The sequence below is a fragment of the Enterobacter mori LMG 25706 genome (assembly GCF_000211415.1).
GTDB lineage: Bacteria > Pseudomonadota > Gammaproteobacteria > Enterobacterales > Enterobacteriaceae > Enterobacter > Enterobacter mori.
Genome location: NZ_GL890775.1, coordinates 571228 through 588263, shown reverse-complemented (window position 1 = coordinate 588263; position 17036 = coordinate 571228). Strand labels below are relative to the sequence as shown.

Annotated in this window: 15 protein-coding genes and 1 pseudogene; 7 read left to right on the top strand and 9 right to left on the bottom strand. The window is 55.9% G+C overall.

All coding sequences use genetic code 11. From position 1 onward, the window contains the following. Positions 1–13: 13 nt before the first annotated feature. The 8 genes and pseudogenes from ENTMO_RS0107860 to mntR all read right to left on the bottom strand — a co-directional run bounded on the left by ENTMO_RS0107860 (position 14) and on the right by mntR (position 9924). Positions 14–1336, bottom strand: a complete 1323-nt coding sequence (locus ENTMO_RS0107860) for a PTS sugar transporter subunit IIC (protein WP_010428960.1) — start codon at positions 1334–1336, stop codon at positions 14–16. Between the two features lie 51 nt (positions 1337–1387). Then, positions 1388–2764: a glycoside hydrolase family 1 protein gene (locus tag ENTMO_RS0107855; protein WP_010428958.1), complete on the bottom strand. Its 1377-nt coding sequence runs from the start codon at positions 2762–2764 to the stop codon at positions 1388–1390. 149 nt (positions 2765–2913) lie between these two features. After that, positions 2914–3954 carry an aldo/keto reductase gene (locus ENTMO_RS0107850; RefSeq protein ID WP_010428955.1) on the bottom strand — a complete coding sequence of 347 codons (1041 nt, stop codon included), beginning with the start codon at positions 3952–3954 and terminating at the stop codon, positions 2914–2916. A 102-nt stretch (positions 3955–4056) separates the two neighbouring features. Then, positions 4057–5581 (bottom strand): annotated as a pseudogene (locus ENTMO_RS0107845) (efflux transporter outer membrane subunit). After that, positions 5581–7152 carry a DHA2 family efflux MFS transporter permease subunit gene (locus tag ENTMO_RS0107835; protein ID WP_010428947.1) on the bottom strand — a complete coding sequence of 524 codons (1572 nt, stop codon included), beginning with the start codon at positions 7150–7152 and terminating at the stop codon, positions 5581–5583. Before ENTMO_RS0107835 ends, ENTMO_RS0107845 begins: the two are co-directional and overlap by 1 nt. After that, a complete protein-coding gene (locus tag ENTMO_RS0107830) occupies positions 7149–8243 on the bottom strand; it encodes an HlyD family secretion protein (protein ID WP_010428945.1) in 1095 nt (364 codons plus the stop codon). The genes ENTMO_RS0107835 and ENTMO_RS0107830 overlap by 4 nt, the downstream gene beginning before the upstream one ends. 101 nt (positions 8244–8344) lie before the next feature. Then, on the bottom strand, positions 8345–9454 hold the full coding sequence (locus tag ENTMO_RS0107825; protein WP_010428942.1) for an anion transporter: 1110 nt from the start codon (positions 9452–9454) through the stop codon (positions 8345–8347). Then, positions 9451–9924 carry a manganese-binding transcriptional regulator MntR gene (gene mntR / locus ENTMO_RS0107820; RefSeq protein ID WP_010428939.1) on the bottom strand — a complete coding sequence of 158 codons (474 nt, stop codon included), beginning with the start codon at positions 9922–9924 and terminating at the stop codon, positions 9451–9453. The genes ENTMO_RS0107825 and mntR overlap by 4 nt, the downstream gene beginning before the upstream one ends. Positions 9925–10107: 183 nt before the next feature. Between mntR and mntS the strand changes: the two genes are divergently transcribed. Then, complete coding sequence (mntS, locus tag ENTMO_RS23960) at positions 10108–10236, top strand: manganase accumulation protein MntS (protein ID WP_010428936.1); 129 nt, start codon at positions 10108–10110, stop codon at positions 10234–10236. A 279-nt stretch (positions 10237–10515) separates the two neighbouring features. Continuing rightward, complete coding sequence (locus ENTMO_RS0107810; RefSeq protein ID WP_010428932.1) at positions 10516–12099, top strand: phosphoethanolamine transferase; 1584 nt, start codon at positions 10516–10518, stop codon at positions 12097–12099. 109 nt (positions 12100–12208) lie between these two features. On the opposite strand, the gene ompX is transcribed toward ENTMO_RS0107810, so the two are convergent. Continuing rightward, on the bottom strand, positions 12209–12727 hold the full coding sequence (gene ompX / locus ENTMO_RS0107805) for an outer membrane protein OmpX (RefSeq protein WP_010428930.1): 519 nt from the start codon (positions 12725–12727) through the stop codon (positions 12209–12211). A gap of 353 nt (positions 12728–13080) precedes the next feature. Between ompX and rhtA the strand changes: the two genes are divergently transcribed. The 5 genes from rhtA to ENTMO_RS26490 all read left to right on the top strand — a co-directional run. Beyond that, positions 13081–13968, top strand: a complete 888-nt coding sequence (gene rhtA, locus ENTMO_RS0107800) for a threonine/homoserine exporter RhtA (protein ID WP_010428927.1) — start codon at positions 13081–13083, stop codon at positions 13966–13968. Positions 13969–14268: 300 nt separating this feature from the next. Further along, a complete protein-coding gene (dps, locus tag ENTMO_RS0107795) occupies positions 14269–14772 on the top strand; it encodes a DNA starvation/stationary phase protection protein Dps (protein ID WP_010428924.1) in 504 nt (167 codons plus the stop codon). Between the two features lie 361 nt (positions 14773–15133). Next, complete coding sequence (gene glnH, locus ENTMO_RS0107790) at positions 15134–15877, top strand: glutamine ABC transporter substrate-binding protein GlnH (RefSeq protein ID WP_010428921.1); 744 nt, start codon at positions 15134–15136, stop codon at positions 15875–15877. A gap of 92 nt (positions 15878–15969) precedes the next feature. After that, on the top strand, positions 15970–16629 hold the full coding sequence (glnP, locus tag ENTMO_RS0107785; protein ID WP_010428919.1) for a glutamine ABC transporter permease GlnP: 660 nt from the start codon (positions 15970–15972) through the stop codon (positions 16627–16629). Next, positions 16626–17036 (top strand): ATP-binding cassette domain-containing protein (locus ENTMO_RS26490; RefSeq protein WP_010428916.1); only part of this gene is annotated, 411 nt, incomplete at its 3' end. The genes glnP and ENTMO_RS26490, both read left to right, overlap by 4 nt.

The following is a 17036-nucleotide window of genomic DNA, read 5'->3' as shown; positions in this document are numbered from 1 at the left end:
TCCTTCCTTTCTGTTAGTTTTCTATCCCGCTGTTTTTCAACGCCACTCGCTCGGCAATCTTGAGGAAAGGCAGGTAGAAGAATACACCAAATACAATGATTGCCAACTGCACCACCACCGCCCGCCAGTCCCCCGCCGTCGCCAGCCAGGCACTCAGAATTGGCGGCGTGGTCCACGGGATCATCACCACGCAGCGCGACATTAGCCCCAGCGTAGTACAGAGCCAGGCGAAATAGATGCCGATGGCGGGCAGCAGCACAAACGGGATCATCAGCGGCAGGTTAAAGACAATCGGCAGGCCGAAGATCACCGGCTCGTTGATGTTGAATAAGCCGGGCGCCAGCGACAGACGCGCCACCTGCTTCGCCGATTTTTGTCGGGAGAAGATAAAGATGGCGATCAGCAGCGATATCGTGCTGCCCGTGCCGCCCACCATGCCGAACGTCGGCACAAAGATGTTATTGATGATATGCGGGATGGGCTGACCGTTGGCGAAGGCCAGCATGTTCTCGTTAGTGTTAATCAGCAGGAACGGCTCCAGCACCACGCTGTTCACCACCGACTGGTGAATACCCAGCGTGAACAGAAAGTTACCAAAGCTGTAGATGAAAATCGTCCCCGGCAGGCTGGTGTTGATCAGCCGCAGGGGCTGCTGGATAAAGGTCGTAATAAGATGGATCAGGTCCGTGTGCAGCACGTTTGCCAGTATGGCCGCCAGCACTGCGAACAGCGAAAGCGTGAGAATGGTCGGGATCAGCGCGGTAAAGGATTTGCTCACCGCCGGCGGCACGTTTTCCCCGAGGGAAATGTGCAGCGCCTTCAGCCGCGAGATGGCGATAAACACTTCTGTTGAAAGCAACCCGATCAGCACCCCGGCGAAAATCCCGGTTGAGCCAATATTGGCGAACGTCAGCACCTGGGTCACGTTCACCGCGGCGTCGCTGCCGACGGGCGTAATCTGCAGGCGCATCGGCATCATGATGATGAAGCTGCTGATGGCGATAACCACTGCCGAGACCGGATTGTCGAAATCTTTGTTGCGCGCCAGCGACCAGGCAATCATCGGGGCCAGCAGCAGCGCGGCGATGTTCAGCGTGCCGTTGATAATCGCCTCGCCCCACACCTTAAACTGCACGAGCGTGTCACCGTGAAAAATCCACGGAAACACCACGTTGTTCACCAGCACCGCCAGACCGGCGAGGATGAAAATCGGCATCACCGTGGCGAAGGCGTCGCGCAGGGAGCGCAGGTGCACCTGGTTTGCCAGGCGCGCCGAGAACTCAACAAATTTATCGACAAAGGACTGCATGTGCGGTGTTATTTTTGTTTCAGACATAGCGGATAGTTCCCATCAATCAGTCACAAAAACGGCCCGGCAGCGTACGGCTTACATCTCGCGTCCGTTGGTATGGATAACCTGTTTTAACCACGCATAGCTCTTCTTCGGCACGCGCTTCAGGTCTTTCAGGTCGTGGTTTTCCCGGTTGACATAGACCACGCCATAGCGCTTACGCATGTCGCCCTGGGAACTCAGAATGTCGATTAAGCCCCAGCCAAGGTAGCCGATCACCTCTGCTCCGTCTTCGAACATTGCCGCTTTCATCGCCTCGATATGCGCCCGGTGGTAGTCGATGCGGTAGGTGTCATCAATCGGGTTCACGCCGTCCCAGGATTCAATCACCCCAATGCCGTTCTCAATCGGGAAGACCGGCATCCGCCAATCGTTGGCGTAGCGGGTGATGATGGTGCGAAAGCCCAGCGGATCGATCTGCCAGTTCCACTCGGTGGCCTTCAGGTACGGGTTGTTTTTCTCGCCGTGAAGCAGGTAATAGTTCACCGGCGTGCCTTCCGGGATCGCATCACTGTCCAGCGTTTTGCTGGCGTAGTAGCTGAAGGCCATATAGTCGTTTCTGGTGCGCGCCAGCAGCGCTAAATCCTCGGCGCGGTAGATATCACCAAAGCCCTCTTGCTCTACCACCGCCATCACCGCCGGGCTGTAGCCCTGTCCGGCGAAAACGCGCAGCAAGTTCTGGTTGAGGAATTCGTCATACTGCTGGGCGCAGAAGATATCGCGGGGTTTGCAGGTGGCCGGGTAGATGAGCTGGTGTGCCAGCATGCCGCCCATCAACTGGCCCGGTTTGGTCTGGTGCAGATACTCGGTCAGCGCCATGTGCGCCACCATCGTATGGTGCTGAAGCTCATACAGCTCGCGCAGGGTTTGCTCGCCTTTCATATAGCCCGAAATACGAAACGCTTCCGGCATATGGAAGATGTTCTGCTCGTTGAAGGTCAGCCAGTACTTCACGCGGTCGCCATAGCAGTCGATCATCTTTTTACCGTAGCGGATAAAGGCGTCCATTACGCGGCGGTCATTGAAGCCGTTGTACTCCTGCGCCAGCGCCAGCGGCATATCGAAGTGGTAGAGACAAACCATTGGCTCGATGCCGCGTGCGATCAGATCGTCGATAAAACGGTCGTAAAACGCGATGCCCTCGTCGTTAAAATCGCCGTCGCCCTGCGGACAGACGCGGCTCCATGAAATCTGAAAGCGGTAGCAGTTCATGCCCAGATCCTGCATCAGATCGAAATCTTCCCGATAGCGATGGTAGGAGTCGGTCGCCACTTTCCAGTCGGAGATGTTTTCCCCGGCTTCGCGAATGTCATACACCGACATCCCTTTCCCACCCTCGTTCCAGGCCCCTTCCGTCTGCATGCTGGACACCGAGTTGCCCCATAAAAAGTTGGCTGGCAGTGAATTGTTCATGGTCTCTCCCTATATGACTAGTCATTTAAAATTTCATGACTAGTCATATAGGCGAAGATTAAATTAGGATCAAAGAGGAGGATCGTTTTTTGTGAGCAGTGCGGGAAAAAAAGCCCCGGCAAGCGAAGCGTCGCCGGGGAAAAGGAAGGTTACTGTTGTGCGAGCTGGTTACGGCGATATTCTCCCTGGCGCTCCAGCATCCAGCCCGGATACTCGCGCGGCAGCGCGCTCACAGCATCCAGCTGCTTAAGCTCGTCTTCGCTTAAGCGGATCCCTGTTGCGGCAATGTTGTCGTCCAGCTGATCGACGCGTTTCGCGCCAATAATCACGCTGGTTACCGCTTTCTGGTGCAGCAGCCACGCCAGCGCGATTTGCGCGACGGAGACACCCTTGCTTTCGGCGATAGTGCGCATCACGTCCACGCAGTCGAAGGCGCGATCTTTATCCACCGGCGGGAAATCGAACTCCAGACGGCGGCCACCGGTTTCGCTCGTCCCGTCGCGACCATATTTTCCGCTCAGCAGGCCGCCCGCCAGCGGGCTCCAGACCATCAGCCCAACGCCTTCGCTCTGCATCATCGGCACCAGCTCACGCTCCAGATCGCGCCCGGCGATGGTGTAGTACGCCTGTAATGACGCAAAACGCGCCAGCCCCAGACGCGCCGAAATGCCCAACGCTTTGGCTATCTGCCACGCCGCCCAGTTAGAAACGCCGATGTAGCGCACGTGGCCATGCTGCACCAGGTTATCCAGCGCGTAGAGCGTCTCTTCAATCGGTGTTGCGGGGTCAAAGCCGTGAAGCTGGTAGAGATCGATATGATCGAGCTGCAGGCGGCGCAGGCTCTCCTTCACGCTGCTGATGATGTGATAGCGCGAGCTGCCGCGCGAGTTCACCCCGGCGGTGCCCGTTTCGCCAAACACCTTGGTGGCCACCACCACATTTTCGCGCGGGACGTTCAGGTTTTTCAGCGCCTGCCCGAGTATCGTCTCCGAGCGCCCTTCCGAATAGACGTCGGCGGTATCGATGAAGTTGATGCCCGCGTCCAGCGCGCGGCCCACCAGCTGCTCGGCTTCGTTTTGCTTAAGCTGGCCAATCTTGCCCCACATGCCGTCTTCACCGCCGAAGGTCATGGTGCCGAGGCACAGTTCAGAAACAAACAGTCCGGTGTTGCCCAGTTTTTGATAACGCATAAGTGATTCCTCGCATGTCGATTGGGTACCCGATAGTTATACCCGCCCCTCAACCATCGCGAATGTGGCGTTCCTGTCCGTTTCTTGCCCAATCCTCTGAATTTATCCGCGCGGGGCGTCGCCAAAGACGTTGTAGTCCGGTAATTGCACCTGCTGATACGGCTCCCAGCCGCCACCCAGAGCTTTGTAGAGCGCCACCAGATCGAGCGCGCTCTGCACCTGCGCCTGTGCGCGCTGCTGCTGGGCCTGCGCAAGCTGACGCTGGGCGTCCAGCACGTCGATAAAGCTGGCGATCCCCTGTCGGTAGCTGTCGCTTGCCAGGTCGAACGCGTTTTGCAGCGCGTCGATGGTCTTCGCGAGGCCCGCTTCACGCTGCTGGTCGGTGCGATAGCTCACCAGCGCATTTTCCACATCCCCGAGCGCGGTGAGCACCGTCTGGCGATAGTCCAGCACCGCTGCGCCCTGCTGCGCACGCGCCACCTTGACGCTGGAAACCAGCCGTCCGCCCTGGAAGATGGGAATGGAGACCTGCGGACCGAAGCTGTAGAAGTGGCTGCTCCAGTCGGTCAGCCAGTTAGTTTCGCTGTTGCGCAGGCCAAACTGGCCGGAAAGCGTAAAGCTCGGAAACAGCTCGGCCACCGAGACGCCGATTTGCGCCGTGGCGGCGTGAAGGTTCGCCTCCGCTTCGCGCACGTCCGGACGACGGCGCGCCAGCGTCGACGGAATGCCCGTTTGCACGATATCAGGCAGGGCAGGCATCGGCTGCACGCTTTGCAATTCCGCATCCAGCGCGCCCGGTGGCTTGCCGAGCAGGATCGCCAGGCCGTTCATCGCCTGCCGCTCCTGTGCCTGGTACTGCGGCAGTTGCGCTTCAAGATTCCCCAGCTGCGCCCGGGCATTTTCCACATCCATCTGCGGAGACAGCCCGCCGCGCTGGCGGCTTTCGGTCAGATCCAGCGTCTGCCGGGCGCTCTCAATCTGTGTGTTCAGCGTGGCGATAATGCTCTGCGACCCGCGCAGCTGGAGCCACGCGCGGGCCACTTCGGCCTCCAGCGACACCAGCGCGTCGTTACGCTGCTCTATCGCCGCTTTCTGCTGCGCTTCGGCGGCCTCCACCTGACGGCGCACCTTGCCCCAAAGGTCGATTTCCCACTGGGCGTCGAAGCTGCCCTGGTAGAGGTTAACCGGCTGCGTCAGCGGCCCCAGCGCGCCTCTGAGTTCAGGATCGACGTTATCCACCTGGTCGTACACGCCGTGGGATTTTAGCTCCCCTTCAAGCCCGAGCTGCTGGCGCGTCGCCTGCAGATTACCATTCACCGACGGATAAAACGCCCCGCCCGCCTGGTTAATCTGTTCACGCGCCCCGGCAATGCGCAGCACCGTTTGCTGCAGCGTCAGGTTTCCCGCGATGGCGCGTTCAACCAGGCTGTCGAGCTGCGGCGAACCGAAGGTCTTCCACCAGCGCGGGTTGGTTGCCGCGGAGGTAGTTTGCGATTTCACCCCGCCGTCGCCCTTATCGTTCCAGTGCGTAACGGCGGGGCGGCGCGGGCTGCTGGTAGTCCGGCCCGACGGCACAGCCCACCAGCAGCATCATTATCATCAGGGGGTGTAAACGTCTGTGTATCATCAATGTGCTCCTGCACTCCCCTCGCTCTTAACCGGCGAGAGCAACAAACAAAATGGGATCAGTAATAAGGCCACCGCGCTCAGGAGGGTGAAAACGTCGATGTAGGCCAGGAAGCGCGACTGCTCGATCATGGTCTGGTACATGCGCCCGGTGGCAATTCCCGTAGGGTCGCCCACCTGGGTGGTGAAGTTTTGAATCGCCTGGGCGCTTTCGCGAATCGCCAGCTGAAACTGTTCGTTAAACGGCGAAGCGTGGTATGCCAGATGGGCGCTGTGCGCCTGCGCGCGTTCGGTTATCGCCGCCGTCGAGAGCGATATGCCAATCGAGCCTGCCACGTTGCGGAACATGGTAAACAGCGCCGCCGCGTCGGCGTTGAGCCGCCTCGGTATCGAGATAAAGGCAATGGTGGTCAGCGGCACAAACAGGAAACCCAGCCCAATCGACTGGGCGCTGCGGAACAGCACCAGCGTTTCGAAGTCGATATCCGGCGTCAGCGTGCGCGACCAGAAGAACGACACCGCGAGGCAGGTAAAGCCAAAGGCGATGATCCAGCGCGTCTGCACCACCGGCATCAGCTTCAGCACCAGCGGGATGGTTAACACAATCAACACCGCGCCGGGCGACAGCACCAGCCCTGACCAGGTGGCGGTGTAGCCCAGGTCCTGCTGCGCCAGCTGCGGGATCACCACCGAGCTGCCGTACAGGATCATCGCCATCCCTGCCATTAACAGGCTGGAAATGGCGAAGTTGCGGTCCTTCATGCAGTGCAGATCCACAACCGGTTTTTGGGCATACAGCAGCCAGTAAATCGCGCCGATAATGCCGATGAGCGTCAGCACCGCGAAGGTGCGGATAAAGTTCGAGTAGAACCAGTCGTCATCTTCACCCCGATCAAGCATCACCTGCAGGCAGCCCAGGCCGAGGGCGATCAGGCCGATCCCCGTCCAGTCGACGGTCAGCTTCTCTTTAGACTTGCTCTCCCACGGCGGATCTTCCAGCAGCTGGTAGATCGCCAGTACCGTCACAATCCCCACCGGAATGTTGATAAAGAACACCCAGCGCCAGGAGTAGTTGTCGGTGATCCAGCCACCCAGCGTCGGGCCAAGCACCGGCGCAACGATGATGGCGATGGACGAGAGGCCAAAGGCCTTGCCCCTGTCCTCCGGCTTGAAGTAGTCGAGCAGCACCGACTGCTGCGTGGGCTGCAGCCCGCCGCCAAAGAAGCCCTGCATCACGCGGAACAGGATGATTTGCCACAGCTCGGTGGCGATGCCGCACAGAAACGAGCAGATGGTGAACATCACGATGCAGATTAAGAAGAACTGCTTGCGGCCAAACAGGCGACTGAGGAATGCAGAGATGGGCAGCACGATGCCGTTCGCCACCAGGTAGCTGGTCAGCACCCAGGTGGATTCGTCATAGCTGGCCGAGAGCGACCCGGCCACGTGCGGCAGCGCCACGTTGACGATGGTGGTGTCCAGAATTTCCATAAACACCGCGAGGGTGACAACAATTGCCACCGCCCACGGGTTGCTGGCGGGCTTCCAGCTATCGTGGCTGTGGTCCGTCATTCCACCGTCACCTTCGGTTCGACCGACAGCCCCAGCGGCAGCGGCCTGTTCGGATCCAACCCCTTATCAATCACGATTTTCACCGGCACGCGCTGGACGATTTTGACAAAGTTACCGGTGGCGTTTTCCGACGGGAACGCGGAGAAGCGCGAACCGCTGCCCTGCTGGATGCTGTCAATGTGGCCTTCAAGTTCCATATCCGGCCAGGCATCCACAGAGACGCTGACCTTGTCACCGGGCTTCATGCGCTCCAGCTGCGACTCTTTGAAGTTCGCCACCACCCACACGTTCGGGGAAACCAGCGAGAACAGCGCCGTACCCGCCTGCACCAGCGTGCCGGGCTGTACGTTGCGTTTGGTGACGAAGCCGTCGAACGGGGCGCGGACTTCGGTGTAAGAGAGATTCAGGTTCGCGTTTTCCAGCTGCGCTTTGGCCTGATCGACCTGACGTTCGCGGGCTTCAACGTTGGTTTCCTGCTGACGAATTTGTAGCTGTACCTGCTCCGCCACTTCCAGCTGCGCCTGGGCGCTGGCCAGTCCGGCCTGCGCACTGCGCAATTGGGCATTCGCAGAATCGATACTTTGCTGCGTGGTCGCACGCGGGTCAACGCCGCGCTGACGGCGGTACTCCGCCTGGGCGTTCGCCATATCGGCCTGCGCTTTTAGCACCTGCGCTTTGGCTTCGTCACGCTGGGCAGGATATTGCACCTTCGAGAGCGCCAGCTGTGCCTGAGCCTGGTGGAGCTGAGCAAGCGCCAGCCCAAGCTGCGCCTGAGCCTGATCGCGCTGAGCCGTAGTATCGCGAGGATCGATAACCACCAGCAGATCCCCTTTCTTCACGCGCTGGTTATCACGCACGCGAAGCTCGGTGACGTATCCCGCCGTTTTGGGGGCAATGGTCACCACGTCACCGTCGGTAAAGGCGTCGTCGGTCGTCTCTTCGTTACGGGTTAAAAACCACCAGACCAGCGCCACGACGACCATTACCACCACGACAACGCCGAGGATAATTAACGGTTTTTTGCCCGGGCGCTTGCGCGCATTATTGTTGTTTTCCTGCTCGTCAGCAGGCGGATTTTGATCTTCAGCCATAGGTCAGCAACGGTCCTGTCAGTGAGCGGCATCACACTATGCCGTTCACTAAAGCTAGGACGTTGCTATACATTTGCCAGGATAAACTGACAAATAGCGCACTATATGAGAAGGAATAGTCCGAAACCGATCGCGGCTGCCCACATCAGCATCGGGACCGACCATAAATGGAAGCGCCACCAGATGCGGCGGTCGTTGGCCATGCGCAGGGCAATCAGGTTGGCAAGGGAACCGGGCAATAGCCCAAACCCGCCGATGTTTACCGCCCAGGCCAGAAGGGTGTCAGGCGGAACATAGTTGAGCAGCAGAATGGTCGACGGCACGTTGCTGATAAACTGCGACAGGCCAATCGCCGTCAGCCACAGTCCCGGCTGCGACAGACCGCTGACGCCGTGAAGCACATTTTGCAGTGCAGGCAGCTGGATGAGCAGATAGACATCGATAAACATCGCCATGAAGACCAGCAGCAGCGTCCAGTCAACGCTCACCAGCACCCGCCGCGACAGCACTAAAAACCCGGCGGCAACCAGCAGCACGCCCGCCAGCTCAACCTTCATCTCCAGCGCGACCAAAAAGACGATATACAACGCCAGACAGCTCCAGACCAGCCGCGGCTGCCACTGCGGGCCCGTCGTCCCGCTGTGGTACTGCAGTTTTTTATCCGGGAGGGCAAACCAGCAGACCGCCAGCAGGGAAAGCATCATCACCAGCGCCAGCGGAGCCATCTGCCAGGTAAAGGCGGCAAACGACAGGCCCGAACGGCCCCAGAGCAGGATATTTTGTGGATTCCCGATGGGCGTTAACAGCGAGCCAGCGTTCACGGCCAGTGCTTCAAAGATAATCAGACGGCTGACCGGAATTTCACAGAGCTTACGCAGCGTGAGCGTGAGCGGCACGATGATAAACAGTGCGACATCGTTGGTCAGAAACGTCGACAGCACCGCTGCGGAAAAGACCATGAACAGAGACAGCCGGCGCTCGGTGGCAAAACGGCGCACCATTTTGCGTCCCAGAACATCAAAGTAGCCGCTTAGCTCAACCCCTTTGGTGAGCATCATTAAGCCGCTCAGGGTAATAATCGTGCGCCAGTCAATAGCCGCAGGCCAGGCGTGAGGGGTAAAGGGAACAAAGAGGCTTAAGCCTGCACCAATAATCAGTAAGAGATGAAAGAAACGGTCACGCGTCAGGGCTTGCAGGCCGGGGATGTTCATTCAGCAGAAGAACCATATTTGAGTGTAAATTCACGGAACTTCACCAGCGTTTCTTCACTGACGTGGTGCTCCATCCCTTCCGCATCCCGGCGGGCAATTTCCGGGCTGACGCCCAGTACCAGTAAAAAGTTCTCCACGATCTGATGACGCTCGCGGCTCTCCTGCGCCAGCTTTTCGCCTTCTGCCGTCAGAAACACGCCGCGCCATGGGATCATCTCGATCAAACCCACTGACGCCAGACGCTTTAACATTTTGGCTACCGTTGGCTGGGAAACCCCCAGCCGCGCGGCCATATCGACCTGACGTGCTTCGCCAACCTCACGAATCAAATCGGAGATCAGTTCCACATAGTCATCAATCAGCTCCCGGCGATGCGCTTCACGCACCTGACGGAACCCTTCTACGTGCTCTTCAACATTCACCAGTTGCGTCGTTTTTTTTGTAGTTGGCTTACCTGCGCGACGGTTCATTGTGCTTCCTCAATGGGGGTGACGCTTCCAGCGTCCTGTAACGGAGCGCACATTGTAAACCATAGCTCTACAAGCACAAAAATTTAACGAATTAGCCATAGCTATACAATATAGCCTGTGCTATATCTGTATGTAATGCAGTCACCCTTCACGGGTCGAAGGGATCAGAAATCAGGAGGTCACATGAATGAATTCAATAGGTGTATGAACGTGTTTACCCACTCTCCTTTTAAAGTGCGCTTAATGCTGTTGAACATGCTGTGCGATATGTTTAACAACAAACCGCAGCAGGATGACAAATCTTCTCACTAAGCGGCGTCGCGGTACGCCGCTTCATTTTTCCGTCACAAACCCCATGTAAACTGGCCTCTGGCCGCCTTAATCCCGATCTTTTTTACGGATTTGCAGTCTCCCTCGCAAAACATCTGTTTAGCAACTGTTGACCTTATTTCACGCTCGCACTATCTTCTTGCAGCCCTGCACCATTTGCGGCTCGCTGAAGCGGACCCTCATTCCCTCTCCACGCACTGTCAGGCAGGCTTTGACCCTTGGCGCCAGGGTGAGCACATGGCGTTTTCATGATAGTGATCTATGAACTTAACCCTGAAAGAAACACTTGTTACCCGCAGCCGGGCCTTAAGCCCGTGGACGGGATTCTACTTTCTGCAATCGCTGCTGATTAACTTTGCGCTTGGCTACCCGTTTAGCCTGCTCTACGCCGTGGCATTTACCTGCGTGCTCCACGTGCTGTGGCGGAGTGCCCCGCGCGTGCAGAAAGCATTGGTCGGGGTCTGTTCGCTGGTTGCTGCGATGTATTTCCCGTTTGGCCAGGCCTACGGCGCGCCAAACTTCAATACCCTGCTGGCGCTGCATTCGACCAATATGGAAGAGTCGACGGAGATCCTGACGATCTTCCCGTGGTACAGCTACGTTGTCGGGCTCTTTATCTTCGCTTTGGGCGTTATCGCCATCCGCCGTCAGTCAGGCGAGAAAAAATCCTGGGGTAAGATAGAAATACTCTGTCTGGTGTTCAGCATTGCCGTGGCGTTTGTCGCCCCCATCCAGAATATTCCCTGGGACGGTAAGCTAAGGCTCATCAATATCGGCTATCCGGTTTTCCGCTTCGTGAAAGACGTCGTGGTTAATAATAAAGAGGTTCTCGACGAGCAGGCGCGTATGGCTGAACTCTCCACCATGAAAGACACCTGGAACGTGCTGGCCGTGAAGCCTAAGTACCATACCTACGTGGTGGTGATTGGCGAAAGTGCGCGCCGCGATGCGCTCGGTGCTTTTGGCGGTCACTGGGATAACACGCCGTTTGCCAGTTCGGTTAACGGTGCCCTGTTTACCGATTACGTCGCGGCCAGCGGCTCGACGCAGAAATCACTCGGCCTGACCCTGAACCGTGTGGTCGACGGCAAACCGCAGTATCAGGATAACTTTGTCACGCTGGCAAACCGCGCGGGGTTCCAGACATGGTGGTTCTCCAACCAGGGGCAAATTGGCGAATACGATACCGCCATCGCCAGTATTGCGAAGCGTGCCGATGAGGTTCAGTTCCTGAAAAGCGGTGATTTTGAAGCCGACAAAAACACGAAAGATGAAGCTTTGCTGAAAATGACCGCGCAGGTCTTTGCCACTCAGCGCACCCAGCCACAGCTGATTGTTCTGCACCTGATGGGGTCACATCCTCAGGCGTGCGATCGTACAAACGGAAAGTACACAGAGTTTGTGCAGTCCAAAGAGACATCATGTTATCTCTACACCATGACGCAAACCGACGACCTGCTCAGCAAGCTCTATGCCCAGCTGCGCAATACGGGCGACAGTTTCTCGATGGTCTATTTCTCCGATCACGGGCTGGCGTTTAAAGAGCGCGGTAAAGAGGTGCAGTACCTGGCGCACGACGATGCATTTCAGCAGAACTTCCAGGTGCCCTTTATGGTGCTGTCGAGTGACGACAAAAAGCATCGCATCATTAAAGCGCGTCGTTCAGCGAATGATTTCCTGGCTTTCTTTTCACAATGGACGGGGATTGCTGCAGAGCAGATAAAAATTTCTTACCCGTTTGTCTCAAACAAGAAGGCCCCCCCAGTTTACGTTACCAACTTCAAGTTACAGAAAGTTGACTATAACCATCTGGGTACGGACATTTTTGATATAAAGAGTAAGTGATCTCTACCGTCTCGTGCGGTCTGATGCCCTCACCCTGGCGAGAGGGTACAAACCCCCCAAAAAAAAATCCGCCACAATGGGCGGATTTTTTACTGGCTCACCGAAGTGATTAGAAGCGGTAACCTACGCCTGCGATCCAGGTGCCAACGTCAACGTTGCGGATACGGCTCTGCTCATAGGAGAAGTCCAGAGCAACGTTTTCGATTGGGTTGAACTGCAGACCCGCGCCATAGGAGAAGCCGTAGTCGCTGTTGCTTGCAGTACGGTTCAGACCTTCGTTTTCAGTCTGCTGGAATTTACCGTAACCAACACCTACAACACCGTAGATGCTAGCCCAGTCGTTCAGGCGGTAAGCAGGACCAGCGGTGATACCGTAGTACTGACCTTTGTTATAGGTGCCGTTTTCAGTGCGATCTTTCTCGGTGTAAGTGAAAGAACCGATCACGCCCAGCGGGTTGTTGTCTTGCTCGTAACGATACTTCAGGTTGAAACCGTTAGTTTTGTTCATCACGCCCTGCATATCGCTCTGAGCGTAACCACCGGTAACGGTAGAAGTAGCAGCTACAGCAGTACCTGCGGAAACAGCCAGAACTGCGGCCAGTGCTGAAAGACATGCAATTTTTTTCATAACCACCTCAAATGTGTTCAAGTAAGTCCGTAAGTTTTAAATATATCAAAAAATTTTGCGAAACTCTTTGTGATTCGTAATGTCTAACGAGGTCTTTCCTGTAACAGAACGTTTCCAGAATCAGCTATCTCATTCAAATTACGTTAAATTTTCGCCGCAAAATAGTTATAGTGCGCGCCATCGCCGTTACATTCATCCAGATTATTCCTAATCTGACAGGCGATAAAACCAGCAACGCTTATCTATTTTACGGATTTTCCCTGGTTTTTTTTCAACAGTAGCTCAACCGTGAGCGCATATTTCCATTACACTGCGGCTTTTACCCTATTTGACATAAATTGACAGGAGAAAGGATGCCAGGGTTATCCCGCACGTCATCGGTCTGGATGCCGGTCGCTGTAATACTGATCGCCATGTTGTCGATTCAGAGTGGCGCGTCGCTTGCAAAATCACTCTTTCCTCTGGTGGGCGCGCCGGGCGTCACGGCCCTGCGTATCGCATTAGGGACTCTGATCCTCGTGGTTATCTTTAAACCCTGGCGTCTGCGTTTCAAAAAAGAGCAGCGACTGCCGCTTCTTTTATACGGGCTGGCGCTGGGCGCGATGAACTACATGTTCTACCTCTCTATTCAGACCATTCCACTGGGGATTGCCGTCGCGCTTGAATTTACGGGGCCGCTGGCGGTTGCCCTCTTCTCTTCACGTCGTCCGGTGGATTTCATCTGGGTCGTGTTAGCCGTTCTGGGGCTCTGGTTCCTGCTGCCGTTGGGTCAGAGCGTCGCGCAGATTGATCTGACGGGTGCCGCGCTGGCACTGGGCGCGGGTGCCTGCTGGGCTGTCTATATCCTCACCGGCCAACGCGCCGGGGAGGAGCACGGTCCGGCCACGGTTGCGCTGGGCTCGCTGATTGCCGCCATCATCTTTGTCCCCCTCGGTATGGCGCAGGCCACCGAATCCATCTGGCAATGGTCCATTTTGCCCGTGGGGCTGGCGGTCGCTATTCTTTCTACGGCACTCCCCTATTCTCTGGAGATGATAGCCCTGACGCGTTTGCCGACACGCATTTTCGGTACGTTAATGAGCATGGAGCCTGCGCTGGCGGCTATCTCGGGGATGGTTTTCCTTGGCGAAACGCTGACGTTTACCCAGACGCTGGCACTGTGCTCCATTATCGCGGCCTCTATGGGATCAACGCTGACAATGCGCCCTGAACCCAAAGTGAAGAAAGTTGACATCAATTAATGCTCTATATTCTGCATGGCTTTCTCGCCATGCAGAATATAGGCGCCTTCCACGCTCATCATATTTCGTTACACAAACTGTCATCGTCACGAAATAATCCACAGGGCTACGAACCGTACGTTCAGAATTAAGATTGATCTGTATCAATTTCATAAAAACCTATTATTTTCATCATGATACAAACTCAACATCCTTCTTGCTATTAAACCGATAGGCAGAGCCAAACCGCAGGCAAAAAATCCGGTGCTATACTTAGTTCCGTAATTACCTGGGACACAAACATCAAGAGGATATGAGATTATGAGTACCGCTAAACTGGTGAAAACGAAAGCGTCTAATCTGCTTTATACCCGTAACGATGTATCGGATAGCGACAAAAAGGCGACCATTGAGTTGCTGAATCGCCAGGTGATCCAGTTCATCGATCTTTCGCTGATCACCAAACAGGCCCACTGGAATATGCGCGGTGCAAACTTTATTGCCGTTCATGAAATGCTGGATGGCTTCCGCACAGCACTGGTTACCCACCTCGATACGATGGCCGAACGTGCCGTTCAGTTAGGCGGTGTGGCGCTGGGGACCACGCAGGTGATTAACAGCAAAACGCCACTGAAAAGCTATCCGCTGGATATCCATACCGTTCAGGATCACCTGAAAGAGTTGGCGGACCGTTATGCCATCGTCGCGAATGACGTGCGTAAAGCCATCGGCGAAGCGAAAGACGAAGACACGGCTGATATCTTCACCGCCGCCTCTCGCGACCTGGATCAATTCCTGTGGTTTATCGAATCTAACATCGAATAAGCCATACGAATTACCAATGACACCCTCGCCTCTGGCGGGGGTTTTGCACATTTATGGTGCACACTTTTGCATTGCACACCTGCAAAAGTGAACGAAATGTAATAATCACCTCACACAACCGTTAACGGAAGATTGTTTTTCCGTCAGAATCTGCGCTAAATATCACCTCGTCAGATACGCCAAATGAGTCGCACCAAAATGGTGCCTCACGCTGGTGCAACACGACATCATTGCTCCATTTTTTGTGCAATGCGTGACATCATCCCCTTTGCAAAACAACAGCTTGTAAAGTTGGCACGATTTTTTCATGGTGCCTGTCGTTCTCGCAGGGGATCGCCCCGTGGTTATAAAAGGAAATGCTATGAAGTCTGTATTAAAAGTTTCACTGGCTGCACTTACCCTGGCATTTGCAGTGTCCTCTCAGGCTGCCGACAAACTCGTTGTGGCGACCGACACGGCGTTCGTTCCGTTTGAATTCAAACAGGGTGACAAATACGTTGGTTTTGACGTGGATCTGTGGGCTGCGGTCGCAAAAGAACTCAAACTGGACTACACCCTGAAACCGATGGACTTCAGCGGCATCATCCCTGCGCTGCAGACCAAAAACGTTGACCTGGCACTGGCGGGTATCACGATTACCGAAGAGCGTAAAAAAGCGATCGACTTCTCCGACGGCTACTACAAAAGCGGCCTGCTGGTGATGGTGAAAGCCGACAATAACGACGTAAAAAGCGTAAAAGATCTCGACGGCAAAGTGGTGGCAGTGAAGAGCGGTACGGGTTCCGTTGATTACGCGAAAGCGAATATCAAAACCAAAGATCTGCGCCAGTTCCCGAACATCGACAATGCCTACATGGAACTGGGTACCAACCGTGCTGACGCCGTTCTGCACGACACGCCTAACATCCTGTACTTCATCAAAACCGCGGGCAACGGCAAGTTCAAAGCGGTCGGTGATTCTCTGGAAGCACAGCAGTACGGTATCGCGTTCCCGAAAGGCAGCGACGACCTGCGCACGAAAGTTAACGGCGCGCTGAAAACCCTGAAAGAGAACGGCACCTATAACGAAATCTACAAAAAATGGTTCGGTACCGAGCCTAAATAATTTACCTGAATTCAGGTTTGTAACGCCCGGTGGCGCTCACGCTTGCCGGGCCTGCGTTTTTCGTTTTTTACCACGGTATACAGGAATACATCATGCAGTTTGACTGGAGCGCCATCTGGCCTGCCATTCCTCTCTTGCTTGAAGGCGCTAAAATGACCCTGTGGATTTCGGTCCTGGGTCTGGTTGGCGGGTTGATTATCGGTCTTGTCGCCGGTTTCGCCCGCACCTACGGCGGCTGGATTGCAAACCACATCGCACTGGTTTTCATCGAAGTGATCCGCGGCACCCCGATTGTCGTGCAGGTCATGTTTATCTACTTCGCCCTGCCAATGGCTTTCAACGATCTGCGCATTGACCCGTTCAGCGCCGCCGTCGTGACCATTATGATCAACTCAGGTGCTTACATCGCAGAAATCACCCGCGGTGCGGTGCTGTCGATTCATAAAGGTTTCAGTGAAGCCGGTCTGGCACTGGGGCTTTCCCGTCGCGAAACGATCCGCCACGTGATTCTGCCGCTGGCGCTGCGCCGTATGCTGCCGCCACTGGGTAACCAGTGGATTATCAGCATTAAAGACACGTCGCTGTTTATTGTTATCGGCGTGGCTGAACTGACCCGTCAGGGGCAGGAGATCATTGCGGGCAACTTCCGCGCGCTGGAAATCTGGAGTGCGGTAGCCGTTGTCTATCTGATCATCACTCTGGTTCTGAGCTTCGTTCTGCGTCGTCTTGAAAGAAGGATGAAAATCCTGTGATTGAATTTAAAAACGTTTCCAAGCACTTTGGCCCAACCCAGGTGCTGCACAATATCGATTTGAGCATCAAACAGGGCGAAGTGGTGGTGATTATCGGGCCATCCGGCTCCGGTAAATCCACCCTGCTGCGCTGCATCAACAAGCTGGAAGAGATCACCAGCGGCGATCTGATCGTCGACGGCCTGAAGGTCAATGACCCGAAAGTGGATGAGCGTCTGATTCGTCAGGAAGCGGGCATGGTGTTCCAGCAGTTCTACCTGTTCCCGCACCTCACGGCGCTGGAAAACGTGATGTTTGGCCCGCTGCGCGTGCGCGGGGCGAGCAAAGCGGCGGCGGAAGCGCAGGCAAAAGATCTGCTGGCCAAGGTCGGCCTGGCCGAACGTGCGCACCACTACCCTTCCGAGCTG

Bases quoted from the DNA above. Each gene is read 5' to 3' on its own strand.
- ENTMO_RS0107825 (WP_010428942.1), bottom strand. From the start codon at position 9,454: ATGAACATCCCCGGCCTGCAAGCCCTGACGCGTGACCGTTTCTTTCAT.
- dps (WP_010428924.1), top strand. From the start codon at position 14,269: ATGAGTACCGCTAAACTGGTGAAAACGAAAGCGTCTAATCTGCTTTAT.
- ompX (WP_010428930.1), bottom strand. From the start codon at position 12,727: ATGAAAAAAATTGCATGTCTTTCAGCACTGGCCGCAGTTCTGGCTGTT.
- ENTMO_RS0107855 (WP_010428958.1), bottom strand. From the start codon at position 2,764: ATGAACAATTCACTGCCAGCCAACTTTTTATGGGGCAACTCGGTGTCC.
- ENTMO_RS0107850 (WP_010428955.1), bottom strand. From the start codon at position 3,954: ATGCGTTATCAAAAACTGGGCAACACCGGACTGTTTGTTTCTGAACTG.
- glnP (WP_010428919.1), top strand. From the start codon at position 15,970: ATGCAGTTTGACTGGAGCGCCATCTGGCCTGCCATTCCTCTCTTGCTT.
- rhtA (WP_010428927.1), top strand. From the start codon at position 13,081: ATGCCAGGGTTATCCCGCACGTCATCGGTCTGGATGCCGGTCGCTGTA.
- mntS (WP_010428936.1), top strand. From the start codon at position 10,108: ATGAATGAATTCAATAGGTGTATGAACGTGTTTACCCACTCTCCTTTT.
- ENTMO_RS0107810 (WP_010428932.1), top strand. From the start codon at position 10,516: ATGAACTTAACCCTGAAAGAAACACTTGTTACCCGCAGCCGGGCCTTA.
- glnH (WP_010428921.1), top strand. From the start codon at position 15,134: ATGAAGTCTGTATTAAAAGTTTCACTGGCTGCACTTACCCTGGCATTT.
- mntR (WP_010428939.1), bottom strand. From the start codon at position 9,924: ATGAACCGTCGCGCAGGTAAGCCAACTACAAAAAAAACGACGCAACTG.
- ENTMO_RS0107860 (WP_010428960.1), bottom strand. From the start codon at position 1,336: ATGTCTGAAACAAAAATAACACCGCACATGCAGTCCTTTGTCGATAAA.
- ENTMO_RS0107835 (WP_010428947.1), bottom strand. From the start codon at position 7,152: ATGACGGACCACAGCCACGATAGCTGGAAGCCCGCCAGCAACCCGTGG.
- ENTMO_RS0107830 (WP_010428945.1), bottom strand. From the start codon at position 8,243: ATGGCTGAAGATCAAAATCCGCCTGCTGACGAGCAGGAAAACAACAAT.